Annotated in this window: 25 protein-coding genes, 1 tRNA gene and 1 pseudogene; 10 read left to right on the forward strand and 17 right to left on the reverse strand. The window is 74.0% G+C overall.

The window, feature by feature from the left end; all coding sequences use genetic code 11:
- The 3 genes from MNZ29_RS18045 to MNZ29_RS18055 form a co-directional block, all read left to right on the forward strand.
- Positions 1 to 1,628: DUF4388 domain-containing protein (locus tag MNZ29_RS18045; protein WP_242356192.1), on the forward strand; the 1,628-nt coding region annotated here is incomplete at its 5' end.
- Between the two features lie 72 nt (positions 1,629 to 1,700).
- Positions 1,701 to 2,258, forward strand: coding sequence for a peptide deformylase (gene def, locus MNZ29_RS18050; protein ID WP_242340330.1), 558 nt, complete (start codon positions 1,701 to 1,703; stop codon positions 2,256 to 2,258).
- A 228-nt stretch (positions 2,259 to 2,486) separates the two neighbouring features.
- A complete protein-coding gene (locus tag MNZ29_RS18055; RefSeq protein WP_242340331.1) occupies positions 2,487 to 2,708 on the forward strand; it encodes an anti-sigma factor in 222 nt (73 codons plus the stop codon).
- Between the two features lie 12 nt (positions 2,709 to 2,720).
- On the opposite strand, the gene MNZ29_RS18060 is transcribed toward MNZ29_RS18055, so the two are convergent.
- On the reverse strand, positions 2,721 to 3,071 hold the full coding sequence (locus MNZ29_RS18060; protein WP_277957329.1) for a rhodanese-like domain-containing protein: 351 nt from the start codon (positions 3,069 to 3,071) through the stop codon (positions 2,721 to 2,723).
- Between the two features lie 113 nt (positions 3,072 to 3,184).
- On the opposite strand from MNZ29_RS18060, the gene MNZ29_RS18065 reads away from it, so the two are divergent.
- Positions 3,185 to 4,552 (forward strand): FAD-dependent oxidoreductase, encoded by a 1,368-nt coding sequence (locus tag MNZ29_RS18065; RefSeq protein ID WP_242356194.1) that lies wholly within the window; start codon positions 3,185 to 3,187, stop codon positions 4,550 to 4,552.
- A gap of 54 nt (positions 4,553 to 4,606) precedes the next feature.
- Here MNZ29_RS18065 and MNZ29_RS18070 read toward each other — a convergent pair whose 3' ends face one another.
- From MNZ29_RS18070 to hisD, 14 genes and pseudogenes are all read right to left on the reverse strand, one after another.
- Positions 4,607 to 5,368 (reverse strand): ribonuclease HI family protein, encoded by a 762-nt coding sequence (locus tag MNZ29_RS18070; RefSeq protein WP_242356196.1) that lies wholly within the window; start codon positions 5,366 to 5,368, stop codon positions 4,607 to 4,609.
- A gap of 8 nt (positions 5,369 to 5,376) precedes the next feature.
- Entirely contained in the window at positions 5,377 to 6,111 is a 735-nt protein-coding gene (locus MNZ29_RS18075) for a zinc ribbon domain-containing protein (RefSeq protein WP_242356198.1), read from the reverse strand.
- A gap of 27 nt (positions 6,112 to 6,138) precedes the next feature.
- A tRNA-Ile gene (locus tag MNZ29_RS18080) sits at positions 6,139 to 6,211 on the reverse strand.
- A gap of 38 nt (positions 6,212 to 6,249) precedes the next feature.
- A complete protein-coding gene (rpoD, locus tag MNZ29_RS18085) occupies positions 6,250 to 8,709 on the reverse strand; it encodes an RNA polymerase sigma factor RpoD (RefSeq protein WP_242356200.1) in 2,460 nt (819 codons plus the stop codon).
- Positions 8,706 to 10,580 (reverse strand): DNA primase, encoded by a 1,875-nt coding sequence (gene dnaG, locus MNZ29_RS18090; RefSeq protein WP_242356202.1) that lies wholly within the window; start codon positions 10,578 to 10,580, stop codon positions 8,706 to 8,708. The genes rpoD and dnaG overlap by 4 nt, the downstream gene beginning before the upstream one ends.
- A gap of 51 nt (positions 10,581 to 10,631) precedes the next feature.
- A complete protein-coding gene (locus tag MNZ29_RS18095; protein ID WP_242340337.1) occupies positions 10,632 to 11,081 on the reverse strand; it encodes a GatB/YqeY domain-containing protein in 450 nt (149 codons plus the stop codon).
- A 20-nt stretch (positions 11,082 to 11,101) separates the two neighbouring features.
- Complete coding sequence (rpsU, locus tag MNZ29_RS18100; RefSeq protein WP_242340338.1) at positions 11,102 to 11,296, reverse strand: 30S ribosomal protein S21; 195 nt, start codon at positions 11,294 to 11,296, stop codon at positions 11,102 to 11,104.
- A 132-nt stretch (positions 11,297 to 11,428) separates the two neighbouring features.
- On the reverse strand, positions 11,429 to 11,770 hold the full coding sequence (gene hisE, locus MNZ29_RS18105) for a phosphoribosyl-ATP diphosphatase (protein WP_242340339.1): 342 nt from the start codon (positions 11,768 to 11,770) through the stop codon (positions 11,429 to 11,431).
- A gap of 50 nt (positions 11,771 to 11,820) precedes the next feature.
- Positions 11,821 to 12,132, reverse strand: a pseudogene (locus tag MNZ29_RS18110) (phosphoribosyl-AMP cyclohydrolase); the annotation flags it as partial.
- Positions 12,129 to 12,890: an imidazole glycerol phosphate synthase subunit HisF gene (gene hisF, locus MNZ29_RS18115; RefSeq protein ID WP_242356204.1), complete on the reverse strand. Its 762-nt coding sequence runs from the start codon at positions 12,888 to 12,890 to the stop codon at positions 12,129 to 12,131. The pseudogene MNZ29_RS18110 and the gene hisF, both read right to left, overlap by 4 nt.
- A gap of 9 nt (positions 12,891 to 12,899) precedes the next feature.
- A complete protein-coding gene (hisA, locus tag MNZ29_RS18120) occupies positions 12,900 to 13,616 on the reverse strand; it encodes a 1-(5-phosphoribosyl)-5-[(5-phosphoribosylamino)methylideneamino]imidazole-4-carboxamide isomerase (RefSeq protein WP_242340341.1) in 717 nt (238 codons plus the stop codon).
- A 9-nt stretch (positions 13,617 to 13,625) separates the two neighbouring features.
- The gene (gene hisH, locus MNZ29_RS18125) at positions 13,626 to 14,240 is read right to left on the reverse strand and encodes an imidazole glycerol phosphate synthase subunit HisH (RefSeq protein WP_242356206.1); all 615 of its coding nucleotides are present in this window, start codon (positions 14,238 to 14,240) and stop codon (positions 13,626 to 13,628) included.
- A complete protein-coding gene (gene hisB, locus MNZ29_RS18130; protein ID WP_242340343.1) occupies positions 14,237 to 14,854 on the reverse strand; it encodes an imidazoleglycerol-phosphate dehydratase HisB in 618 nt (205 codons plus the stop codon). The genes hisH and hisB overlap by 4 nt, the downstream gene beginning before the upstream one ends.
- On the reverse strand, positions 14,851 to 16,260 hold the full coding sequence (gene hisD / locus MNZ29_RS18135; RefSeq protein ID WP_242356207.1) for a histidinol dehydrogenase: 1,410 nt from the start codon (positions 16,258 to 16,260) through the stop codon (positions 14,851 to 14,853). Before hisD ends, hisB begins: the two co-directional genes overlap by 4 nt.
- A gap of 98 nt (positions 16,261 to 16,358) precedes the next feature.
- Between hisD and MNZ29_RS18140 the strand changes: the two genes are divergently transcribed.
- Positions 16,359 to 17,477: a VIT1/CCC1 family protein gene (locus MNZ29_RS18140; RefSeq protein ID WP_242340345.1), complete on the forward strand. Its 1,119-nt coding sequence runs from the start codon at positions 16,359 to 16,361 to the stop codon at positions 17,475 to 17,477.
- Between the two features lie 38 nt (positions 17,478 to 17,515).
- Here the strand turns inward: MNZ29_RS18140 and MNZ29_RS18145 are convergent, their stop codons facing one another.
- Positions 17,516 to 18,196 carry a hypothetical protein gene (locus tag MNZ29_RS18145; RefSeq protein ID WP_242356209.1) on the reverse strand — a complete coding sequence of 227 codons (681 nt, stop codon included), beginning with the start codon at positions 18,194 to 18,196 and terminating at the stop codon, positions 17,516 to 17,518.
- A 132-nt stretch (positions 18,197 to 18,328) separates the two neighbouring features.
- Complete coding sequence (locus MNZ29_RS18150) at positions 18,329 to 19,642, reverse strand: flavohemoglobin expression-modulating QEGLA motif protein (RefSeq protein WP_242340347.1); 1,314 nt, start codon at positions 19,640 to 19,642, stop codon at positions 18,329 to 18,331.
- Positions 19,643 to 19,786: 144 nt separating this feature from the next.
- On the opposite strand from MNZ29_RS18150, the gene MNZ29_RS18155 reads away from it, so the two are divergent.
- The 5 genes from MNZ29_RS18155 to MNZ29_RS18175 all read left to right on the forward strand — a co-directional run bounded on the left by MNZ29_RS18155 (position 19,787) and on the right by MNZ29_RS18175 (position 22,716).
- Positions 19,787 to 20,209, forward strand: a complete 423-nt coding sequence (locus tag MNZ29_RS18155) for a hypothetical protein (RefSeq protein WP_242340348.1) — start codon at positions 19,787 to 19,789, stop codon at positions 20,207 to 20,209.
- Between the two features lie 7 nt (positions 20,210 to 20,216).
- Positions 20,217 to 20,561 (forward strand): hypothetical protein, encoded by a 345-nt coding sequence (locus tag MNZ29_RS18160; RefSeq protein WP_242340349.1) that lies wholly within the window; start codon positions 20,217 to 20,219, stop codon positions 20,559 to 20,561.
- A gap of 11 nt (positions 20,562 to 20,572) precedes the next feature.
- Positions 20,573 to 21,292, forward strand: coding sequence for a secretion protein (locus MNZ29_RS18165; protein ID WP_242340350.1), 720 nt, complete (start codon positions 20,573 to 20,575; stop codon positions 21,290 to 21,292).
- Positions 21,289 to 21,615 (forward strand): hypothetical protein, encoded by a 327-nt coding sequence (locus tag MNZ29_RS18170; RefSeq protein ID WP_242356211.1) that lies wholly within the window; start codon positions 21,289 to 21,291, stop codon positions 21,613 to 21,615. The genes MNZ29_RS18165 and MNZ29_RS18170 overlap by 4 nt, the downstream gene beginning before the upstream one ends.
- A 120-nt stretch (positions 21,616 to 21,735) precedes the next feature.
- Positions 21,736 to 22,716, forward strand: coding sequence for a FliM/FliN family flagellar motor switch protein (locus tag MNZ29_RS18175; protein ID WP_242356213.1), 981 nt, complete (start codon positions 21,736 to 21,738; stop codon positions 22,714 to 22,716).
- Positions 22,717 to 22,846: the final 130 nt, after the last annotated feature.

Consider the following 22,846-nt stretch of genomic DNA (forward strand, 5'->3'; position numbering starts at 1 on the left):
GCGCGCGCCGGGAGGCGGACGAGGAGGCCCGCCGCGCGCGAGATGCGGAGGAGAAGGCGGCGAGCGAGGCGGACGCTCGCCGGCGGCTCGAGGGCGAGCTCGAGCGGCTCCGGGTGCAGCTCGACGAGGAGCGACGCGCCGCGGAGCAGCGCATCCAGAGCGTCATCGCGCGCGCCGCCGCCGAGGAGCAGGCCGCGGAGGAGCTCCGGCGCATCGCGGACGAGGAGGCGCGCGCCGAGGCCGAGGAGGCGGCGCGCAGGCGCGAGGCGGAGGAAGAGACGCTGCGCCGCGCCATCGAGAGCGCTCGCACCGAGATGGAGGACCTGCGCCGGCGCAGCGCCGAGGAGGCGCGGCGCAGGGAGGACGCGGAGGAGGAGCTCCGCCGGATCGCGGAGGAGGCCGCCCGCGGGCCGGAGGCGTTCCCGTTCCCCGACGAGGCTGCGGCCCCGTTCCGCGCCGCCCCCGCCACGTCGCCGTCCGACGACGCGGCGCGGCGGCGCGTGGCCGCCCTGCGCGGCCGCGAGCCCGCCGACGCGCCTGCGGCCGCGCCCCCGGAGTTCCTGGATCCGCCCGAGCCCGACGCCGCCACCCCCCGGCTTCCCCCGCCGCCGGCCGAGCTCCGCAGCGGGACCCTCGCCGACCTGCCCGCCCCGCGGCTCCTCGCGCTCGCGGCGCGCACGAAGGCGAGCGGCCGCATCGACGTCCAGGGCGAGGCGTCGCGCTCGATCCATCTCGAGGAGGGCCGCGTCGTCGGCGCGACGAGCGGCGATCCGTCCGACCGCATCGAGGAGCTGGCGCTCCGCTTCGGCCTCCTCACGCGCGACCAGCACCGCCAGATCGCGGCCGCCGCCGCGGCGCTTCCCTCGCGCCGGGCGGCGCTGCTCCTGCTCGAGCGCGGGTTCCTGAAGCCGACGGAGCTCACCTCGCTCGTGCGCCGCCGCGTCGAGGAGGTCGTGTTCGGCGTCTTCGCCGAGCCGGAGGCGCGGTTCCGCTGGGCCGCGGCGCACGTGCCGCCCGAGGAGCGCATCGCCCTCGAGCGCGGCCCGCTCGCGCTCGCCGTCGAGGGCGTTAGGCGCCGCTGGCTCGCCGCGCGCGTCGACGAGGTGCTCGGTGGCCCGGGCACCCTCCTCGTCCCCGCCGAGGGCGCGCCCGCGGTCGCGGACCTCGGCCTCTCGCCGGAGGAGCGGCGCGCCGTCTCGCTCGCCGACGGCCTCCGGACGCTCGACGAGATCGTCGCGGCGAGCCCGCTCGACGCGCTCTCGACCCGCCAGGTCCTCGCCGCCCTCGTCCTCGTGGAGGTGCTGCGCGTCCGGGTGCTGCAGGGGGGCCGCCCCGTGGCCGCGGCCACGGCGGCCATCGACGTGGCGCGGATCCGCGAGAAGCTCGATCAGGTGCGACGCGCCGACTACTTCACCATCCTCGGGCTCGGCCGCCTGTGCACCCCGCACGAGGTCCGGGAGGCGGCCGAACGCCTGTCCGCCGAGCTCGACGCCGCGCGGCACGCGGGCCTGCGCGGAGAGGGCCTCCCCGCCGTCCTCGACGAGATCCAGGGCGTCGTCACGGACGCCCGCGAGGTGCTCGCAGACGACCGGCTCCGCGCGGAGTACCTCGGCGGCCTGGGTGAATGAGCGCCGGGGAGGTGCGGCCGGCCCGCGCATGGATTAAGAAAGCGGCCGGACTCGTTGGAGTGACCTGACCTCATGGTGCGTGAAATCGTCATCTGGCCCGACCCGATCCTCAAGGAGGTCGCGAAGCCCGTCGATCGGGTGGACGACTCCATCCGCCGCCTGCTCGACGACATGGCCGAGACCATGTACGCCGCCGACGGCGTCGGCCTCGCCGCGCCGCAGATCGCGGTGCTGAAGCGCGTCATCGTCATCGACACCTCGCCGCGGCAGGAAGGGCAGAAGCTCCTCCACCTCGTGAACCCGGAGATCGTCCGCTACGAGGGGGAGACGACCTGGACCGAGGGGTGCCTGTCGATCCCCGGCGAGGCCGAGGACGTCGACCGCGCCGCGAAGGTCTGGGTGCGAGCGCTCGACTACCACGGCAAGCCGTTCGAGCTCGAGGCCGACGACCTGCTCGCCATCGCGCTCCAGCACGAGACCGACCACCTCCAGGGCACGCTGTTCGTGGACCACCTCTCGAGCCTGAAGCGCGAGCTCATCCGCAAGCGGATGAAGAAGCTCAAGACGCAGCGGGCCGAGGAGTCCGCCCGGGCAGTGAGGGACGCGCCCAAGCACGAGCGGGCACTTTAACGGGGGCTGCGCCCCCGCCCCGCCGAGCGAAGCTCGTCGGGGCCCCACCCCGGCTCGCCGGGTCCCGTGCGACGCCGCGGGCGGCTTCGCCGCTTCCGCGGCGTCGCCCCGGCGGGCTCGCTTCGCTCGCCTGTTAGCGAATCATGATCGGCCGTTTAGCCCCCGCAGGGCCTGGCTCCAGGCCGCGGCGCGGGGCTCGTACGTGGCGAGTCACGGGAGGTGCCCGCCATGCTCTCCGGCACGCTCGCCCCGCTGCGCTGCGACGAGCTCTCAGAACGGCTCTCCGAGCTGATCGACGGAGAGCGCGATCCTGCCGTCCTGGTCCGCGTCAGGCTCCACGTCGCCCGCTGTCCCCCGTGCGCGCGGCTCGCGCTCGAGCTGCTCGCCACCGTCGAGGCGATGCACGGGCTCTCCCGGCTCGTACGCCCGCCGCCGAGCGCGCTTCATTAAGGCCGCTCGGCGTCAGCGGCGGGACTCGGGCAGCCGCGCCGCACGCCACGCCAGCATGCCGCCCGCGAGCTGTACGGCGTCGAAGCCGCGCTCTCGCAGCAGGCGGACCGCGGGCGGGCTGCGGTGCGCGGACAGGCAGATCGCGACCACCGGCCGCGTGCGATCCAGCGCGAGCGCCTCCAGCCCCGAGACGAGCGCCGTGACGGGGACGTTCACGGCTCCGCGGATGTGCCCCGCCGCGAACTCCGCCGCCGAGCGGACGTCGAGGAGGTGCGGCGCAGGCTTCTTCGAGATCCGGTCGTTCAGCTCGTGCGCCGCGATCTCCGGGACGCGCCCGAAGGGAAACCACCAGGGGAGCTTCATGCCGCCATGAGAGCCGCGCCGTCGCGGGCGGGTTCGGCGGCCGCCATCCGGGCGAGGCTCGCCCTCCCGGCGAACCGGCGCGCGTGCCGGCTGGCTCGCACGGGGGAGGGGCCATGGCACGAATCGTGGTCATCGGCGGCGTCGCAGCAGGCATGAGCGCCGCGAGCCAGGCGAAGCGCCGCGCGCCGGAGGCGGAGGTCGTGGTGCTCGAGCGCGGACCCCACGTCTCCTACGGCGCGTGCGGCATGCCCTACAACCTCCTCGACCCGGCCCGGCCGATCGAGGACCTCGTGGTGATCACGCCGGAGCGCTTCCGCCGCGAGCGCGGGATCGACGTCCGCACCGGGCACGAGGCGACCGGGATCGACGTGGAGCGCCGCGTCGTGCACGGGCGCGACCTCGCGTCCGGTCGCCCCTACGAGCTCCACTACGACGCGCTCGTGGTCGCGACCGGTGCGCGCGCCGTCCGGCCGCCGCTGCCGGGGATGGAGCTCCCCGGCGTGTTCGTGCTGCGCGAGCTCACCGACGGCGCCGCGATGAAGCGCTTCCTCGCCGAGGCCGCCCCGCGGCGCGCGGTGATCGTCGGCGCCGGGTACGTCGGCATGGAGATGGCGGAGGCGCTGCGCGCGCGGGGCCTCGAGGTCACGGTGCTCGAGAAGCTCGAAGAGCTGCTGCCCGGCTTCGCCCGCCCGCTGGTGGACGAGGTCGCGGCCGAGCTCGGGCGGCACGGGGTCGAGGCCCACACCGGCCTCGCGGTCCAGGAGATCCGGCGCGAGGGCCGAGGCCTCGTCGTGGCGACCGATCGCGGCGCGTTCCCGGCCGAGCTCGTGCTCGTCTCCGTCGGCGTGCGCCCGAACACCGCGCTCGCGCAGGCGGCGGGGATCGTCCTCGGCGCGAGCGGCGCGATCGCCGTCGACGACGCGCAACGGACGAGCGCGCCCGCGGTGTGGGCGGCGGGCGACTGCGCGGAGGCGCGGCACCTCGTCACCGCCCGCCCCGCGTGGATCCCGCTCGGGACGACCGCGAACAAGCAGGGCAAGGTGGCCGGCGCGAACGCCGCCGGCGCGGACGAGCGGTTCGGCGGGATCGTCGGGAGCGCTGCGTTCAAGGTCTTCGGGCTGGAGGTGGGGCGGACCGGGCTCGGCCCCGCGGACGCGAGCCGCTCGGGCCTCGACTTCGTCACCGCCACCTCGACGCACCGCAGCCGCGGTCACGCCTACCCCGGCGCGAGCACGCTCACCACGGTGCTCGTCGCGGAGCGCGGGTCCGGGCGGCTGCTGGGGGCCCAGCTGGTCGGCGCCGAGGGCGTCACGGGCCGCGTCGACGTGCTCGCGACGGCGCTCACCGCCCGGATGACGGTCTCCGACCTGGAGCAGCTCGATCTCGCCTACGCACCCCCGCTCGCTCCGGTGTACGACCCCATCCTCGTCGCGGCCGGCGTGACCGCGAAGGAGCTCGCGAAGGGCCGCCGGCCCTCCTGACGTCAGGGGCGCGCGAGGCCGCCGCCGTGGGGGCGGGAGGGTGCACCGCAGCGGCTACAGCCGCTCGTCGATGGCGCGATTCGACATCGCGTCCGCCTGCCCGTTCTCCTCGCGCGGGATGTGGCGGACCTGGATCCAGCTGAAGCCCTTGAGGAGCGCCTGCGCCTCGTCGTGGAGCGGCTTCAGGTGCTCGGCCTTCACGGCGTAGTCGCCGGCGAGCTGCTTCACGAGCAGCTCGGAGTCGGCGAACACCTCGAGCTCCTTGATGCCCATCGCCTTCGCGCGCCGGAGCCCGAGGATGAGCCCCATGTACTCGGCGACGTTGTTCGTGGACTCGCCGAGGAACTTGCCGACCTTCGCGACGATGTGGCCGTCGGGGCTCACGATCACGGCGCCGGCGCCGGCCGGGCCGGGGTTGCCGCGCGCCGCGCCGTCGGTGAAGAGCCGGGTGCGCTTCTCGCGCTCCTCGACCACGGCCGCCGCGGCCTGGGCCGCCTCGCGCTCCGCCTGAGCGGCGCGCTCGCGGCGGCGCTGCTCGCGCTCCGCCTTCGAGAGGTCCATCGCCTCGTCGAGCTCCGCGGCGGAGCGGGCCGCCGCCTTCTCGACGTCGGTCTGCTTGCGGACCTTGATGCCCTTCGAGCCGCCGGGGGCGGCGGCCTCTCGCGCCTTCTCCGCCTCCTCGATGCGATCGGCGGCGGCGTCGATGAGCTTGCCGAGCGTGTCGCGGTCGTACCCCGAGTAGCGCTGGAGCGTCCGGGGGAGCTGCTCGTTCGCGGCGATGAAGCGGAGGAGCTCGGCCAGGACGGGCTTCGCCACGGGGCGCCCTAGGCCGGCGACGGCGCCGGCGGGTTCACCGCGTCGGCCGAGTAGATGATGCGGTGGCAGTTGGGGCAGGTCTCGATCGAGTTCGCCCGCTGCAGCGTGATGGCGAGCTGCGGGGGGATGTTCCGGTGGCAGCCCTTGCACGTCATGCCGACCACCGGCGCGACCGCGACGCCCGCCCGGCGCCGCTTGATGTTCTCGTACTTCGCGAGGAGGCCCGGGTCGACCTTCTTCGCGGCCTCGGCGCGGCGCGCGTCGAGCTCGCGGAGCTTCTCCTCGGCGGCCGCGGTGTGCTGGTCGAGCTCCTGGAGCTCGCTCTGCGCCGCGAGCTCACGCTCGGAGAGCGCGTCCGCCTTCGCGTCGAGCGTCTTGCGGATCTCGCCCGCCTGGGCGGTGAGCTCCTTCACGTGATCGCTCTGCGTCTCGTTCGTCTTCTTGGCGATGTCGATCTCGCGGGACAGCGCGGCGTACTCGCGGGGCGTCTTGATCTCGCCGAGCCGGCCCTCCCACTTCTTGACCTTGTCGCGCTCCATCCCGAGGAGGCTGTCGAGCTGGCGCCGCTCGCGCTCGTTGCCCTCGAGGCGCAGCTTCTCGTCGTCGTAGGCCTTGCGGGCCTCGACGATCGCCGCCTCCACGGCCGTCCTCTTCGCGGGGATGGCGCCGAGCGCTCCCCGGACCTCGTTGGATTCGAGATCGATCTGCTGCAGCTCTTCCAGCGCCTTCAGCTTCTCGCGCAACGACAAGGCTCTCGCTCCCTCGAATGATGGGCCCACCAGGATTCGAACCTGGATCGAATCGGTTATGAGCCGACCGCTCTGACCGTTGAGCTATGGGCCCAGGGTCCCAGCAGGCACCGTCTACCACATCACGACGACCTAGTTCTCCACGAAGCTCTTCAGCCGCTTGGAGCGGCTCGGGTGACGCAGCTTCCGGAGCGCCTTCGCCTCGATCTGGCGGATGCGCTCGCGGGTCACCTCGAAGTCCTGACCGACCTCCTCGAGCGTGTGATCGCTCTTCTCGCCGATGCCGAAGCGCATGCGCAGGACCTTCTCCTCGCGCGGCGTCAGCGTGGCGAGCACCTTCCGAGTCTGCTCGGCCAGGTTCATGTTGATGACCGCGTCGGACGGCGAGACGAGCGACTTGTCCTCGATGAAGTCCCCGAGGTGGCTGTCCTCCTCCTCGCCGATCGGCGTCTCCAGGCTGATGGGCTCCTTCGCGATCTTGAGGACCTTGCGGACCTTGTCGAGCGGGAGCTCCATCTTCTCCGCGATCTCCTCGGGCGTCGGCTCGCGGCCGAGCTCCTGCACGAGGTAGCGGCTCGTCCGGATGAGCTTGTTGATCGTCTCGATCATGTGGACCGGGATGCGGATCGTCCGCGCCTGGTCGGCGATGGCGCGCGTGATCGCCTGGCGGATCCACCACGTCGCGTAGGTCGAGAACTTGTAGCCGCGCTTGTACTCGAACTTGTCGACCGCCTTCATGAGGCCGATGTTGCCCTCCTGGATGAGATCCAGGAACTGCAGGCCGCGGTTCGTGTACTTCTTCGCGATCGACACGACGAGGCGCAGGTTCGCCTCGACGAGCTCGGTCTTCGCGCGCTCCGCCTTGTGCTCGCCGTCGCTGATCGTGCGGTAGGTGCGGCGGAGCTCGTCCACCGGGACCTCCGCCTCCTCCTGCACGCGCAGCATCTTGCGGTAGGCCGAGCGCACGGTGCGGTCGAGCTCCTCGACCTCCTCCGCCGAGCAGGCGAGCTTCTTCGCGAGCTTCTTGCGCGCGCCCTCGTCCTCGCGCGCCTCGCGCAGCAGGCGCCGGAGCTCGCGCACCGGCACGGACGTCGCGCGCTCGCAGTCGGCGAGCTCGCGCTCCGCCTCCTCCACGCGCTTGATGAAGCCCTTGAGGCGCAGGACGATCCGGTCGATCTGCTTCTTGTTGAGCTGGATCGCCTCGAGGTGCTCCATCATCTCGCCCTCGATCGTCTTGATCTCGGTGCGGAGCTCCTTGCGCTTCGGCTCGGACAGCTTCTTCGTCGCGAGCGTCTCCTTCACCTTCGCGACGTCGCCCTCGAGCTTGCGGATGAGGTCGATGTGCTTCAGCACGTGCTCGACCTTGCGCTCCTCCTCCTTCGGGATCTTCGGGCGCTCCGGCTCGGCGCCCTCGACCGGCGCGCCCTCGGCGACGGGGTCGGCGGCGACCTCGTCGCCCTCGACCTCGGCGCCGCCCTCGACCTCCGCCTCGAGCGACTCCTCCTCGCTCTCCTCCTCGCGCTCGGCCTGCTGCTCGTCGCCCGCGTCCTTGATGATCTCGCGGACCCGGATCTTGCCCTTGCGCAGCCGCTCGCCCAGCTCGAGGATCTCGCGGATCGCGATGCTCGACGAGAGCACCGCGGCGAGGATCTCCTTCTCGCCCTCCTCGATGCGCTTCGCGATCTCGACCTCGCCCTCGCGCGTGAGGAGCGACACCGACCCCATCTTCCGCAGGTACATGCGGACCGGGTCGTTGGACTTGCCGTAGCCGGCGTCCTCGTCCGGATCCTTCTCCTCCTCGACCTCCGCCTTGCCCTCGGGCTCCGGCGGCTTGTCGGGGAGCTTCATCTTCTTCTCGGCGCCGTCCACGACCTCGATGTCGTGCTCGCCGAACATCGACATGACGTCGTCGATCTGCTCGGAGCCGATGTCGGACGGGAGGGCGTCGTTCACCTCGTCGTAGGTGAGGAAGCCCTTCTCGCGGCCGCGCGCCATGAGCGCCTTCACCTCGGACCGCTCGGTGATGTCGCTCATGTCGTCCTGCGGCAGATCCTCGTCGAGGTCGTCGTCGTCGGCGGCGGCCTCGGCCTCCTCGCCCTCCTCCAGCCCGTCGGCCTCCGCCTCGTCGAACGGCACCGCGGCCTTCCGGAGCTTCGGCCCCTTGGTCTTCGGCGCGGGGCCGGCCTCGGCGGGCGCGGCGGCGTCGAGCTTCCTCTTCGGGGCCTTCTCGGCCTTCTCCGCCTTCTCGGGGGGGCGCGCCGCGACCTTGTCGGCCCGCTGCGGGGGCGCCGCCTTCTCGGCCTTGCGCGCGTGCGCCGCCTTCTCGGCCTTCGCCGGGGGACGGGCAGCCTTCGCCGCCGGCTTCGCGGCGGGCTTGGCCTTCACGGCCTTCGCGAGCCGCTCCTTCTCCCGCGGCGACGGCTTCGCCTTCGTACGGGCGACAGCCTTCTTGAGCGGCTTCTTCGCGGCCTTCGTGGTCATGTGCTTCGGCTCCTTCAACGGCTCGGCTGCTCGAGGTGGCGCTTCCTTAACGTGCCTGGGGCGGGCGAGCCCGGCGAACTTCCCTAGAATGCTCCGCAGCTTGCGTTTCATCCGCTGCGCTCCAGCGACTGCAGCCGGCGCTGCAGGTCCCGCTTCTGGTTGACGAGCCGCTGGTAGCGGGTCGAGAGGTCGTCGACGGAGGCGCTCCCCGCCCTGGCGACCCGCTTCTCCGCCTCACCCATCTCCAACCCCAGCCGCTCCAGCTTCGATTTCACCGCCGCCTTCCGCAGCTCGGTCACGGCGCCCTCCACCGGAGGCCGCGCCGGTCCGACGATGTCCCGGACGCGCCGGAACGCGTCCTCGTCCCCCGCTGCGCGCACACGCGCCAGCGCCGCGTCGAGCGGCATCGGCTCGCGGATGAGATCCCGCGCGAGCTCGGCGAGGGGCCCTGGGGGCATGAGCCCGGGCAGCCCCTCCTCCTCCGCGACGCCGGCCAGCTCGGCCGGAAATGCCACCAGCAGCCCCAGGGCGTCGGCCGCGGGCCCCGGAAGGAGCAGCTTCACCCGGCTCGCCGGGGCCGTCCTCGCGGGGGGCCTCGGCGGCACGGGCGCCGCTTCCGGGCGGGCGGGCGCTTGCCTCCTCGGCTGCTCCCCCTCGAGCTCGGCCCGGAGCGCGCCCAGGTCGAGGTCGAGCCGCTTCGCGATCGCGTCCTCGAAGACAGAACGCGCGAGACCCTCCGGCATCATCCGCACGAATGGCGTGAGCTCGCGGACGGCGGCGAGCTTCGCCTCCAGGGCGGCGTCCCGCGGGGCGCCCCCGCACGCCCGCTCGACGGCCCTGTCGATGAGGTGCTCGGAGAGCGGCGTCGCCTTCGCGAGCAGCGCCTCCACCCCCGCCCGCCCGTGGGCGCGCGCGTACTCGTCCGGATCGGTCTTGCCGCCCTGCGACGGCAGGAGGGCGACCTTGCCCGAGACGCCCGCCGGGAAGAGCGCCGCCGCCGCCTTGGCGGGGGCGGCGAGGCCGGCGACGTCGCCGTCGAAGAGGATCGTCACCTCGCGGCAGTCGCACCGGCCGAGCAGCTCGACGTGCTCCGCCGTCAGCGCCGTCCCGCAGACCGCCACCGCGTTCGCGATCCCCGCCTGGTGGAGCCCGATCACGTCGAAGTAGCCCTCGACCAGCACGGCGGTGCGCGTCTTGCGGATGCTCTCGCGCGCGAGCTCCAGCCCGTAGAGGACCTTCGACTTCTTGTAGAGGGGGGTCTCCGGCGTGTTGATGTACTTCGCCCCGGCCTTGTCGGAGGCCTCGCCGGGCATGACGCGGCCGCCGAAGCCGATGACCTGCCCGTCCATGCCGGCGATGGGGAACATGAGGCGGTTGCGGAACCGGTCGTAGGCCCCACCCTTCTCCTTCTCGACGAGCAGCCCGGCGCGCAGGAGCGCGTCGGGGCCGATGCCCTTCTCCGCGACCCGCGGCACGAGGTCGCCCCAGCCGTCCGCGGAGATCCCGATCCGGAACCGCCGGATCGCCTCCTCGCCGATGCCGCGCTCCTCGAGGTAGCGCCGCGCCTCCGCGCCGAACCGGCTCTGCAGGCGCGCCGCCCAGTAGCGAGCGGCCGCGTCGCACGCCGCGAGCACCTCGTTGCGCTCCTTGCGGCGCCGCCGGGCCTCGGCGCTGTCCTCCTCCGCCGCCTCGGGGATCTCGACGCCCACCTCCTGCGCGAGCGCCTTCACCACCTCGGGGAACTCCTTGCCCTCGAGCCGCTGCAAGAAAGAGAACACGTCGCCGTACGCGCCACAGCCATAGCACTTGAAGTGCTTGTCCTCCGGGTAGACGTGGAAGCTCGGCGTGCGCTCCCCGTGGAAGACGCAGCAGCCCTTCCACGTCCGTCCGGACCTCTTGAGCTCCACGTGGCGGCCGATCACCGCCACGACGTCGACGCGATCCCGGACCTGCTCGATGAGCGCCTCGGGGATCAGGAGCATCCTCTTCGATGCGGATGCGCGCCCGTCCGCGCACCCGGCGGAACGTGAGCGCTACTTCGCGGCGAGGCGCGCCTTCACCATGTCGCTGACCGTCTTCCCCTCCGCCCGCCCCTGGACCTCCGGCAGGAGGGCCTTCATCACCGCCCCCATGTCCTTCGGCCCCTGCGCCCCCGTCTTCTGGATCGCGGCGTCCACCTTCGCGCGCAGCTCGTCCTCGCCGAGCTGTGCGGGCAGGTAGCCCTGGAGGACGAGGATCTCGGCCTCCTCCTTGTCCGCGAGGTCCGCGCGGTTGCCGGCGCGGTACTGCTCGACCGAGTCGCGGCGCCGCTTGATCTCGGTGGCGATGACGGCCAGCACGCCCGCGTCGTCGAGCGGCTTCATCACCTCGATCTCGCGGTACTTGATGGCGCTCTTCAGCATCCGGATCACGCTGAGCTTCGGCGCGTCCTTGTCCCGCATCGCGGCCTTCATGTCCGCGTCGAGCGTCTCCTTGAGCGCCATCGTCGACCCCTCCCGAGCGACTAGAAGGTCTTGCGCATCTTCTTCATCGCGCGCTTCTTGGCGGCGAGGGCCTTCTTCTTGCGCTTCACGGACGGCTTCTCGTAGTGCTCGCGCTTGCGGATCTCCGAGAGGATCCCCGCCTTCTCGCACTGCTTCTTGAAGCGCTTCATCGCATTCTCGAAGGACTCGCCGTCCTTGACGCGCACGCCGGTCATCCAGTTCGTCTCCGCTCTCTGTTTACTTCGATCTCGGGTTTACCGCCGAAACGCAAAACGAGCCGGGCACCCTCGGACGCCCGGCCCTCCGTGCGGCTGAGGGGCGGCTATTAGACGAAATCCTCACCCCTGTCAAGGGGTTCCGCCCCCGCCGGCCTTCTGCCGGCGAGGCCCGCCGTGGCGCCGCTCGAGCACCGCGTACACCTCCGCAGGCGTCACGTCCGCCGCCGAGAGGAGCACGTAGAGGTGATACAGCAGATCGGCCGCCTCATGGGCGACGTGGTCCTTCGTGTCCCGGCCGGCCTCGAGCGCCTGGTGGGCCTCGTTCACCTCGTACGCTTCCTCGATGATCTTCCGGCGGATGCGGGACGGGTTCGAGAGGAGCTGCCGGGTGTAGCTCTCGGTCGCGCCGAGGTCGGCCTTGCGCGACTCGATGGTCGCCCAGAGCTGGGCGAGGAAGCGTTCGTCTGCCATGGGATCTCCAGTATCTCCGAGAAGCAGCTCCGGGCGCCGGTGTGGCACGCGGGCCCGGTCTGCCGGACCACGTAGAGGACGGTGTCTCCGTCGCAGTCGAGCGCCATCGACCGGGTCTCCTGCACGTGGCCGCTCGTGTCGCCCTTCACCCAGATGGACTGCCGGCTTCGAGACCAGTACGTCGCCCGCCCGGTGCGAGCCGTGGCGAGCAGCGCCTCGCGGTTCGCCCAGGCGACCATGAGGACCGTCCCGTCCTCCTCCTGAGCGACCACCGGCACGAGCCCGCGATCGTCGAACTTCACCCGCCCGAGGAGCGCCTCGAGCGCGGCCGGGTCCGCGACGGGCGCCACGGGCCGCGTCACGGACGCACCTCGATACCGCGCTCGCGCAGGTACGCCTTCGCTTCCTGCACGGTGTGCTGCCCGTCGTGGAAGATCGACGCGGCGAGCGCGGCGTCGGCGATCCGCAGGCCCTCGGCGAGGTGCTCGAGGGTGCCGACGCCCCCGGAGGCGATCACCGGGATGGTCACCGCCTCGCACACGCGCTCGAGGAGCTCGAGGTCGTAGCCCGCCCGCGTCCCGTCCCGGTCCATGCTGGTGAGGAGCAGCTCACCCGCCCCGCGCCGCGCGACCTCGCGCGCCCAGGCGACGCCCTCGAGCCCGGTCGGACGGCTCCCGCCCGCCACGTAGACCTCCCACTCCTGCGGCGAGGTGTGGGGCCGGCGCTTCACGTCGATGGCGACCACGAGCGCCTGCGTGCCCGCGATGCGCGACAGCCGGTCGACGAGCGAGGGGTCCTTCACCGCCGCCGAGTTCACGGAGACCTTGTCCGCCCCGGCGTGGAGGAGCGCGACGAACTCCTCCTCGCTCCGCACGCCGCCGCCGACGGTGAGCGGCGCGAACACGCGCGCGGCGGTGCGGGTGACGAGGTCGAGCAGCGTCCCGCGGTTCTCCTGGGTGGCGGCGATGTCGAGGTAGGTGACCTCGTCGGCGCCCTGCGCGTCGTAGCGCTGCGCCGCCTCGACCGGGTCGCCGGCGTCGCGGAGGTTCTCGAACTTGACGCCCTTCACGACGCGGCCGCCCTTCACGTCGAGGCAGGGGATGATGCGCTTCGCGGGCATGTCCGGATCCTAGGAGACCGCCGCGGCGATCGCCGCCGCGAGATCGATGCGGCGCTCGTAGAGCGCCTTGCCGACGATGACGCCCGCGAGGCCGGCCGCGCGGCACGCCTCGACGTCCGCGAGGCTCGCGACGCCGCCCGAGGCGACCACCGGGATCCCTGCCTCCGCCTGGATGCGCGCCGCGCCGGCCGCGTCGACGCCGGTGAACATCCCGTCCCGCGCGACGTCGGTGTACTCCACGAGGCCGACCCCCGCCGCCTTCACGCGGCGCGCGACGTCCACCGCGGAGAGCCCCGTCCCCTCGAGCCAGCCGGCGATCTTCACCTCGCCGTTCCGGGCGTCGATCCCGGTGCGCACCCTGCCCGGGAACCGCTGGCAGGCCTGCTCGACGAGCCCGAGCCGCTCGACCGCCGCGGTCCCGAGCACCACGTAGCGGACGCCGAGCGCGAGCACCTTCTCGATGTCGGGGAGCGACCGGAGGCCGCCGCCGAGCTCCACCTCGAGCCCCGGCACCTCGCAGATGGCGCGCACCGCGTCGAGGTTGACCGGCCAGCCGGCCTTCGCGCCGTCGAGATCCACGACGTGGAGGAGCGTCGCCCCGGCGCTCGCGAACTCCGCCGCCTTGTCGGCGGGCCGCCGGGCGTAGACCGTCTTCGTCGCGAAGTCGCCCTTCTCGAGCCGGACGGCCTCGCCGTCCATGAGGTCGATCGCGGGGATGACGAGCATGGCGGGCTCCTAGATCGAGACGAACCGCTCGAGCAGCGCGAGCCCGACCTTCTGGCTCTTCTCGGGGTGGAACTGGACGGCGAAGAGGTTCTCGCGCGCGAGCGCCGCGCAGTAGGTCGTGCCGTGCGTGGCGACGAGGGCGACGCCGGGGGCGTCGGCCGGGGCCGCGTAGGAGTGGGCGAAGTAGACGTAGGCGCCGTCCATGGGCGCGAAGATCGCCGGGCGCGCGCCCACGAGGCGCACCGGCGACCAGCCGATGTGCGGCAGCTTCACGCCCTCCGGCAGGCGCCGGATGCGGCCCGGGATGATGCCGAGCCCCTTCGCCCCGCCCGCCTCCTCGCCCTCCTCGAACAAGAGCTGCAGCCCCACGCAGATGCCGAGCACCGGCGCGCCCCGGCCGATCGCCTCGCGCAGCGCGTCGGCGACCCCACTCTGCTGCATCGCCGCGGCGCACTCCGGCATCGAGCCCTGCCCCGGCACGACGACCCGATCCGCGCGCCGGACCAAGTCCGGATCGCGCGTCACGACGACCTCCGCGCCGACCTCGCGCAGCGCGTTCTCCACCGAGCGCAGGTTCCCCGCGCCGTAGTCGACGAGGGCGATCGTCCCGGGCGGCTTGCTCACAGCAGCCCCTTCGTGGACGGGAGCGCAGTTCCCTCGCGAGCGGTCGCAGCCCGGAGCGCGCGCGCGGTCGCCTTGAAGATCGCCTCCACCACGTGGTGCAGGTTCCGCCCGTAGCGCACGTTCACGTGCAGGCAGATGCGGGCGTGGTTCACGAGCGCCTGGAGGAAGTCCTGCGTCAGGTCCACGTCGTAGCCGCCGATGAACTTCTTCCCGGAGGGGAGCTTCGCGTTGAACGTGAGGTGCGGCCGGCCGGAGAGATCCACCACCACCTCGGCGAGCGCCTCGTCGAGCGGGACCACCGCGTGGCCGTAGCGGGCGAGGCCCGCCTTGTCGGCGGTCGCCTGCCGCAGCGCCTCGCCGAGCCCGATGCCGACGTCCTCGACGGTGTGGTGCGCGTCCACCTCGAGATCGCCCTTCGCCCGGATCGCGAGCGTCATCCCGCCGTGGCGCGCGATCTGGTCGAGCATGTGATCGAAGAACGGCAGCCCCGTGGCGATGCTCGACTCGCCCGGCGCGAGGGAGAGCTCGACCGCGACGTCCGTCTCCTTCGTCTTGCGCGCCACCTGGCCGCGCCGCGCGCTCGCCGCGCCGCTCCGTCCCCCCGAGCGCCTCACCGCGTCCTCCTCCCCGCCGCCGCGCGGGAACCCCGCTTCGCGGCGCCCGCGGGCCGCTTCGCCGTCCGCCGCGTGGCGCGCTCGCGCGCCGCCGGGGCCGCCTGCTTCCCGACCCGCACCGCCACCGCGCGCCAGTGGCCCTCGAGGCCCTCGGCCCGGGCGAGCGCCTCCACCGCGGGCGCGACCTTCGCGAGCGCGCGCGGCGAGAGCTCGAGGACGCTCATGCGGCGGCGGAACGTCGCGACCGAGAGCGGCGAGGCGAACCGGGCCGTCCCGGCGGTGGGCAGCACGTGGCTCGGGCCGGCGAGGTAGTCGCCCACGGCCTCGGGCGTGCTCGTCCCGACGAACACCGCGCCCGCGCGCGAGAGCTTCGAGACGAGCGCCGGGGCGTTCCGCGCGTGCAGGGCGAGGTGCTCCGGCGCGAACGCGTCGGCGAGCCGCACCGCCTCGGCGAGATCCTTCGTCACCACGGCGGCGCCGCGGTCGTCGAGCGACCGCCGCGCGATCTCCCGGCGCGGCAGATCGGCGAGCTGCCGGGTGAGCTCCGCGAGCGTCGCCTCGGCGAGCCGCGCCGAGGGGGTGACGAGGACCGACACCGCCCGCGCGTCGTGCTCGGCCTGGGCGATGAGGTCGCTCGCCACCTCGGCGGGATCGGCCGCGGCGTCGCCGAGGACCAGGATCTCGCTCGGTCCGGCGATCATGTCGATGTCGACCTGGCCGAACACGAGCCGCTTCGCCGCCGCCACGTAGGCGTTGCCCGGCCCGCAGATCTTGTCGACGGCCGGCATCGACGCGGTCCCGTACGCCATCGCCGCGACGGCCTGGGCGCCGCCGACCCGGTACAGGCGCGAGACGCCGGCGACGTGGCACGCGGCGAGCGTCCAGGCGTCCATCTCCCCGGTCCCCTTCACGCCGGGCGAGCAGACGTAGACGTCGCGCACGCCGGCGACCCTCGCCGGGATGGCGGTCATGAGCACGGAGGACGGGTAGCGCGCGGTGCCGCCGGGCACGTAGAGCCCGGCGCGCGCGAGCGGCCGGACGACCTGCGCGAGCGTCGCGCCGATGGCGTCGCGGCGCGCCGGCACCTCCGCGTCGCGCTCGCGCCGGTGGAAGTCCGCGATCCGGCCCGCCGCGAGCTTGAGCGCCCGCCTCCCCTCCGCCGGCAGCCCCTCGAACGCCGCCCGGAACGCGTCCTTGCCGAGGACGAGCCCCTCCGGTCCGCCCGGCTCCCAGCCGTCGAAGCGCCGGGTGTACTCGAGCAGCGCGGCGTCGCCGCGGGCGCGGACGTCCTGCACGATGGCCAGCGCCGCCTCGCGGACGGGGGCCTCGTCCTCGTCCGAGCCGCGCGCGCAGACGCGCGCCCACGCTTCGGCGAACGACGGTTCACGGGTATCGAGCTTCTGCACGGCGCGTTCTCCGGGGGTCCATTTCTATAGACCACCCGCCCCGTCCGTGGCGAGCCTTCCGGGCCCGGGGGACCACGGCCCTGCTACATTCCGGCCCCATGACGGCCCCGCGCACCGATCTCTGGCTCCAGAACCTGCTCGACGAGCGCGACGGCGCCGCCCTGTACGAGGGGCTCGCGCGCCACGAGAAGGACCCCGCCCGCGCCCAGAGCTTCCGCGAGCTCGCGATCGCGGAGCGGCGGCACGCCGAGCTCTGGCTCCGGAAGCTCGAGCGCGAGGGGGTCGCGGTCCCGCCGGACCGGCCGAGCTCGCGCGTCCGCGCGCTCGTCTGGCTGGCGCGGCGCCTCGGCTCCGCGGCCGTGGTGCCGATGGTCCTGGAGACGGAGGCGGGCGACGCGGACAAGTACGATCGCCAGGGTGGAGAGGCGCGCGCCATCGCCGAGGAGGAGCGCGCGCACCGCCAGGCGCTCGTGGGCATGAGCGAGGGCGCCCCCACGGACGCGCGGGAGATCATCGCCTCGCGCGAGCGCTGGCACCGCGCCGGACGCAGCGCCGGGTCGCTCCGCGCGGCCGTGTTCGGCATGAACGACGGGCTCGTCTCGAACCTCTCGCTCATCCTCGGCGTCGCCGGCGCCGGCGTCGCGCCCGGCACGGTGGTGATCACCGGGTTCGCCGGGCTCCTCGCCGGCGCCTTCTCGATGGCGGCCGGCGAGTTCACCTCCGTCGCGAGCCAGCGCGACCTGCTCCTCCGTCAGGTGGAGCTGGAGAAGCGCGAGATCGTCGAGGCGCCGGAGGAGGAGGCCGCGGAGCTCACCCTCATCTTCAAGCAGAAGGGGCTCTCCACGGAGCAGGCGAGCCGCACCGCCGCCGAGCTCCTCAAGAACCCCGACAGCGCCGCCGACACCCTCGTCCGCGAGGAGCTGGGGCTCGACCCCGAGGACCTCGGCTCCCCCATGCACGCCGCCGTCGCGTCGTTCGTCCTCTTCTCGCTGGGCGCGCTCGTCCCGGTGCTGCCCTTCCTCTTCACCACCGGCACGCCCGCGGTGGCGATCGCCTCCGCGCTCGCCGGCGGGCTCCTCGCCGCGGTGGGCGGGCTGCTCGGGTTCCTCTCCGGCACGAGCGTCTTCCGCTCCGCGGCGCGCATGGTCGGCCTCGCCGCGGTCGCGGCGGGCGTCACCTACGCGGTCGGGCGGCTCTTCGGCGCGACCGTGAGCTGAGCGGAACCCCGCCCGAAACGCCTCCGGCGCGGCGCTCGCTAGAACGCGATCCGGAGCTCGAGCCGCGGCGCGAGGACGACGTGGGCGCCCAGCGCGCTCCCGTCGCGGTCCGCCTGGCCGGTCGCGGTGCTGCTCACGCTCGCGTAGGAGGCGGTGACGAGGGGCGTCGCGATGCGGAGCGACAGCGAGCCGGTGAGCGTGCGGTCGAGCGCGATCCCGCCGCTGACGCCGACGAGCCGCGACCGGTAGGTCTCCTCGAGGTCGCCCCCGGCCGGCGAGGGCGTCGTCTCGCTCGCGCGCACGAAGCCGCCCTCGATCGCCCCGACGATCGAGAAGTCGACGGGGGCATCGCCAGGGGTCAGGACGCGGCGCACGCCGACCGAGGCGAACGCGCCCGTGACGGTCTGGTCCGTGGGCGAATAGGTCGAGCCGGACGGCGGATCCATCTCACGCCGGTCCCCGCCCCCCGCGAGGCCGAGGACGATCCAGGTGCGCTCGCCGGCGCGCCGCTCGAGGGAGGCGTTGACGCTCGGGATCGAGGCGTCGATCGACGTCACGTACGCGCCCGAGGGCAGGAGGATCGCCGAGATCGGGTTGCCGACGAGCGTCCAGCTGAGACCGCCGCCGAGCGACCACTCCGCTGGCGAGGCACCCTCGGCGAGGGAGAGGGTGGGTGTCAGCAGAGCGGCCAGGAACAAGGGGACGGCGAGTCGGCGCATGAGGAGGTCCATTCACGCGCAGCGTAGCAGAGCGCTGCCGCACGTCGAGCGAATCGTCACCGTGCGTCGAATCGCGCTGGGGCCACCTCGACCCGCACTGGCACCCTGCACTGCGGGCCGCCCCGCGCGCCGCTACTCCCCCTGGTCCCCCTCGTCCTCGCCCACCGTCCCTGCGCGCTCCTCGCTGTCCTCCCGGAGCGGCGGGGCGAGCTCCACCGCGGGCCGCCCCTCCTTCCGCCGCGCCGCGTAGTAGCGCGAAACGCTCGGCAGGCTGAACCGGTTCATGGTGACGCTGTGGGTCGCGAGCGCGTTCAGGCGATCGATGTCGATGAACCACTCCGGCAGGAAGACGGGCCCGACGCACAGCCCGTCCTCCACGAGGTCACGGACGAGCTCGGCGTCGTCCACGCTCATCTTCCCCGCGAGGAACGCGCGCACGAGCTCCACGTCGCGCTGCTCGAGCGCGGCGCGGAGGAAGTTGAAGGTCCGGCAGTAGCCGCGCTGGTAGGCCGCGTCCTTGGTGAACGGGGCGCCGCCCTCGAGGATCCCGCCGCGGAACACGCGCTCGCTCATGAGCGCCGCCTTCTCGGGCGGGAAGCGCGCGAGCAGGTAGCGGTACACCTCGAGGAAGTCGGCCCCCCGCGCGGCCATGTCGATCGCGATGGTCCGCTCGCCGAGCTCGATGTAGCGCTCGTCGGTGATGTGCCCGGTGAGGAACTCCGCGACGATGCCGCCTCCCTCCTGCGACTCGGTGAACCGGGGGAGCCCCACCCCGAGCACCGTGAGCACCGGCTGGCGGAAGCCGTTCAGCGAGGTGAGCACGTGCCACAGCCCCTCGTGGTGGGCGAGCGCGTGGACCTGCCGCTCCGAGAACCGGGCGCCCGTCCTGAGCGTGATGCGCGTCGCGCCCGCCGCCGCGTTCGCGGTGAGCCGGGAGGTCACGACCGCGGACACGTTGCCACCGAGGAGCGGGGTGCAGAGCTCGACGATGCGTTTCGCGGCCTCCTCGGCCGAGTAGATCTGCTGCTCGTCGCGCGCCCGCGGCCGCGACGCCCACATGCGCGCGATGGCGAGGTTGTCGACGTTGTGGTCGGGGAAGCGATCGCGCGGGTCGCCGTAGACGCGGCGCGAGATCTCGTAGAAGCGCCGCGTCCCGCGAGCGGCGAGCATCTGCGCGAGCGCGATGAACTCGTCGCACTTCTTCCGCAGCAGGTCCTCGACCGGGTTCTTGCCGCGGATCTGCCTGCGGAGGGCGCGGAGCTCCCTCACCTTGTCCGCGGGGACGAAGCCGAGCGCCGGGTACTCGGGACGCGGCAGCTCCTTCGCGCCGTGCCGGAAGAACCGCTCGTGGACCTGCGCCGACCAGTTGATGGCGCGGAGGACGCGGATCGGGCGCTGGGCGTGGACGATCTGATCGCTCAGGCGGCGAAGGTACTCGCGCGACACGCGGGCGACCCTACCACGGCCGCGTCCGCGCGCCGGCCGCGAGGGGCCGTGCTGCGTCCCTCCCCGCGCGCCGCAAGGGCGAGCGCTCGCAGGAGATGCGGCGCGGCACGCCGGTTGCTCACCGCCCTGCCAGGAGGCCACCCCATGAACCCGATCCCGTCCATCCACGTCGCGAACACCACCGAGCGCAAGACCGAGCCGGACCGCTTCGGCGCGGCCCTCCGCACCGCCGCGGCCAGCGCGGCCCGCGGGGTCGCCGCGTCGGTCGAGCTCGCCGCGCCGTTCGTGCCCGGCGGCACCGTCGTCTCCGGGGCCCTGCGCTCCGCGGCCGGCACGCTCGCGAGCGGTGGCGCCACCGGCGGGGCGCACGTCGCGGAGACCGCCGGCGCCGAGGGGGACATCGTCGCCGCGACGCGCGCCCTGCAGCAGCAGTCCCAGAGCTTCAACCTCCAGTACCTGCAGCTGCAGGAGAACATGCAGCGCGAGAGCCGCGAGTTCGCCGCGCTCTCGAACGTCATGAAGGTGAAGCACGACAGCGCGAAGTCGGCGATCAACAACATCCACTGAGGCCGCCATGCCCATCGCGCCCGTGGGCGCTGCCGGCGCGGCCATCCGGCCCGCGCCGGTCAGGCCCGACAAGCCGAGCTTCTCCACGCTGCTAGAGCCGCGGGCGCCCGCGGCGAGCGCCCCACCCCCGCGACCGAGCCCGGCGCTCGCCGCGCTCGAGGGCGTGGAGCGCGCGCAGCGGCGCCTCGAGGGCGTCCTCGCCGCGGCGCGGCAGGGCAGGACCTTCAGCGCCCAGGAGCTCCTCGGCCTGCAGGCCGAGGCATACCGCGTGGTCCAGACCGTCGATCTCGCCTCGAAGCTCGTCGAGCAGGGCGCCCAGTCCGTGAAGCAGGCCCTCAACACCCAGGTCTGAAGGAGATCTCCATGCGACGTGCGCTCCCGCTCCTCGCCCTCGCCACGCTCCTCGCCGGCTGCGGGGACGACGAGCTCTTGCACGGCCTGGAGGAGGCCCAGGCGAACGAGATCCTCGTCGCACTGGACGAGGGCGGGCTGTCCGCGACGAAGGCGCGCGAGGAAGGCTCGGAGGGGCGGTGGACCGTCTCCGTGAGCGGGCGCGACGCGGCGCGGGCTCACCGGATCCTCGCCGAGCGGGAGCTGCCGAGGCCGCGCCCGGCGGGGTTCGGCGAGGTGTTCGGCAAGGGCTCGATGGTCCCGACCGCGACGGAGGAGCACGCGCTGTACCTGCACGCGCTCTCGGGTGAGCTCTCGCGCAGCGTGGAGAGCATCGACGGCGTCGTCGAGGCGCGGGTCCACCTCGGCCTGCCGCAGCCCGATCCTCTACGCCCCGGCGAGCGCCCACCGCCGCGGGGTGCGGTCCTCGTCAAGTGCCGGCCTGCGGCCTGCGCCTCGGTGCGAGCCCTGGAGCCCGGGATCCGCGCGCTCGTCGCGGGCGCGGCCGACGGGCTCGAGCCGTCGGCCATCTCGGTGGTGATCGCGCCCGGCGCCGAGGCACCTGCGCCCCCGGCGCCCCCGGCCCGTCGCTCACCGCTGCTCCTCGGGCTCGCCGCGCTGGCGGGGCTCGGCGGTGCGGCGCTCGCCGGCGTCGCCGTCTCCGGACGGCTCCGGGGCGGAGGAGCCCCGTGAACCCGGCGGACCGTCTCCTCGCGTCCCTCGCGGCCGCCTTCGCGCCCCAGCGCGCCGCCGCCCTGCTCGCCCGGCTCGGCTCCGCCGACCTCCGGGAGGTGCGCGCCCACGCGGAGCGGCTCGCGCCGGGCTCGCGGGCCGAGCGGCTCGCGGCGCTCGCGGCCGCGCTCGCAGCCGCTCACCGCGGCGCGCCCACCCCGCCCGCTCCGGCGGAGCGTCCGCGCGTCGCCGAGATCCTGCGCGCGGTCCGGCGGGGCCTGCCCGCGCCGACGGCCGCCCCTGCGCTGGCGAGGCTCTGCCGGGAGCGTCTCGGCTGCCTCTGAGCGGTCCGCGACTCGACCCGCCCGTTCGGGCCGCGGTCCGCCGCGGCCGGCCGGAGGGCGGAAAACGCCGTGATTCCGCGCCAGCTCGCGCTGGCATGGGCCGTGGACTGTCCGCGGTCCATGCCCTTTCCGTTCGAGCTGCCGTCCGTCTCACGCGGTCACGCCGAGCTGACCGTCGCCGCGCGCGCCCTCGGCGCGGAGGTCGCCACGGCGGCGGCGCGGACGCTCGGGTCCCTCCTCGGCTTCGATATCGCCGTCGGCGCGCGAGCGGTCCCCGGCCGTGCGCTCCCGCGCGGCGGCGTCGCGCGCGTGGGCCTCGACCTCCCCGCGCTCCCGGGGACGGCCGCCCTCGAGGTCGAGCCCGCTCTCGTCGTCGCGCTCGTCGACCGGCTCGCTGGGGGGATCGGCGAGACGTACGGCGCGACGACGCTCACCGGCGTCGAGGCCGCGGCGCTGGAGCTCTTCGCGCTCGCGGCGCTCGAGGGGGCCTGCGAGGTCTCGGGGGTCGAGGAGGCGCTGGCGCCGCGCCTGGGCCGCGCCGCGTCGGAGCCCGCCGCGGCGCTGGCCATCGAGCTCACGGTCACCGCCGGACACGTCTCCGGGCGCGCGCGGCTGCTGCTGCCGCCCGCCGCGCTCCGCGCGCTGCGCGGTGCGCCGGCCTGGGACGGCGCCGCCGCGGGGCTGCGGATGGTGGCCTCGCTGCGCGGCGGCGAGGCCGCGCTCGGGCGCGAGGAGCTCGCCGCGCTCGCGACCGGGGACGTCGTGGTGCTCGACGGCACGGCGGAGCCCAGGGCCCTGGTGCTCCCGGGCGGCGCGCGGCTCGCGGGACGTCTCGAGGATGGAGCCTTTCACGTGGAGGAGATCGACATGACGGATCGGATGGCGCAGCTCCCGGTGGTGCTCGAGGTCGAGCTCGCCCGGGTGGAGATTACCCTCGCCGAGCTCGCCCGGCTGGAGCCGGGAGCCACCCTGCCGCTCGCGCTCGACCGGCGCGGGATCGTGACCCTGCGCGCGGGGGAGCGCGCGCTGGGGCGGGGCGAGCTCGTGGACGTGGACGGCGCGATCGGCGTCCGGATCGTGAGCCTCGAGGTGGCGCCGTGATCGCCGCATTGCGCCTCGCGGCCGGGAGGTCTCGCCGGCTCGCGCTGCCCATCGCCGCGGCGGCGGCGGTCGCCGCGGCGCTCGCCTTCGCGCCCGGCGGGCTCGGTCCGGTCGCGGCCCGCGCCGGCCT

The sequence above is a fragment of the Anaeromyxobacter sp. SG64 genome, assembly GCF_022690745.1.
In the GTDB taxonomy this organism is placed as follows: Bacteria; Myxococcota; Myxococcia; order Myxococcales; family Anaeromyxobacteraceae; genus Anaeromyxobacter; species Anaeromyxobacter soli.

Bases quoted from the DNA above. Each gene is read 5' to 3' on its own strand.
- def (WP_242340330.1), top strand. From the start codon at position 1,701: ATGGTGCGTGAAATCGTCATCTGGCCCGACCCGATCCTCAAGGAGGTC.
- MNZ29_RS18055 (WP_242340331.1), top strand. From the start codon at position 2,487: ATGCTCTCCGGCACGCTCGCCCCGCTGCGCTGCGACGAGCTCTCAGAA.
- MNZ29_RS18060 (WP_277957329.1), bottom strand. From the start codon at position 3,071: ATGAAGCTCCCCTGGTGGTTTCCCTTCGGGCGCGTCCCGGAGATCGCG.
- MNZ29_RS18065 (WP_242356194.1), top strand. From the start codon at position 3,185: ATGGCACGAATCGTGGTCATCGGCGGCGTCGCAGCAGGCATGAGCGCC.
- rpoD (WP_242356200.1), bottom strand. From the start codon at position 8,709: ATGAAACGCAAGCTGCGGAGCATTCTAGGGAAGTTCGCCGGGCTCGCC.
- dnaG (WP_242356202.1), bottom strand. From the start codon at position 10,580: ATGCTCCTGATCCCCGAGGCGCTCATCGAGCAGGTCCGGGATCGCGTC.
- MNZ29_RS18095 (WP_242340337.1), bottom strand. From the start codon at position 11,081: ATGGCGCTCAAGGAGACGCTCGACGCGGACATGAAGGCCGCGATGCGG.
- rpsU (WP_242340338.1), bottom strand. From the start codon at position 11,296: ATGACCGGCGTGCGCGTCAAGGACGGCGAGTCCTTCGAGAATGCGATG.
- hisE (WP_242340339.1), bottom strand. From the start codon at position 11,770: ATGGCAGACGAACGCTTCCTCGCCCAGCTCTGGGCGACCATCGAGTCG.
- hisF (WP_242356204.1), bottom strand. From the start codon at position 12,890: ATGCCCGCGAAGCGCATCATCCCCTGCCTCGACGTGAAGGGCGGCCGC.
- hisA (WP_242340341.1), bottom strand. From the start codon at position 13,616: ATGCTCGTCATCCCCGCGATCGACCTCATGGACGGCGAGGCCGTCCGG.
- MNZ29_RS18140 (WP_242340345.1), top strand. From the start codon at position 16,359: ATGACGGCCCCGCGCACCGATCTCTGGCTCCAGAACCTGCTCGACGAG.
- MNZ29_RS18145 (WP_242356209.1), bottom strand. From the start codon at position 18,196: ATGCGCCGACTCGCCGTCCCCTTGTTCCTGGCCGCTCTGCTGACACCC.
- MNZ29_RS18155 (WP_242340348.1), top strand. From the start codon at position 19,787: ATGAACCCGATCCCGTCCATCCACGTCGCGAACACCACCGAGCGCAAG.
- MNZ29_RS18160 (WP_242340349.1), top strand. From the start codon at position 20,217: ATGCCCATCGCGCCCGTGGGCGCTGCCGGCGCGGCCATCCGGCCCGCG.
- MNZ29_RS18165 (WP_242340350.1), top strand. From the start codon at position 20,573: ATGCGACGTGCGCTCCCGCTCCTCGCCCTCGCCACGCTCCTCGCCGGC.
- MNZ29_RS18175 (WP_242356213.1), top strand. From the start codon at position 21,736: ATGCCCTTTCCGTTCGAGCTGCCGTCCGTCTCACGCGGTCACGCCGAG.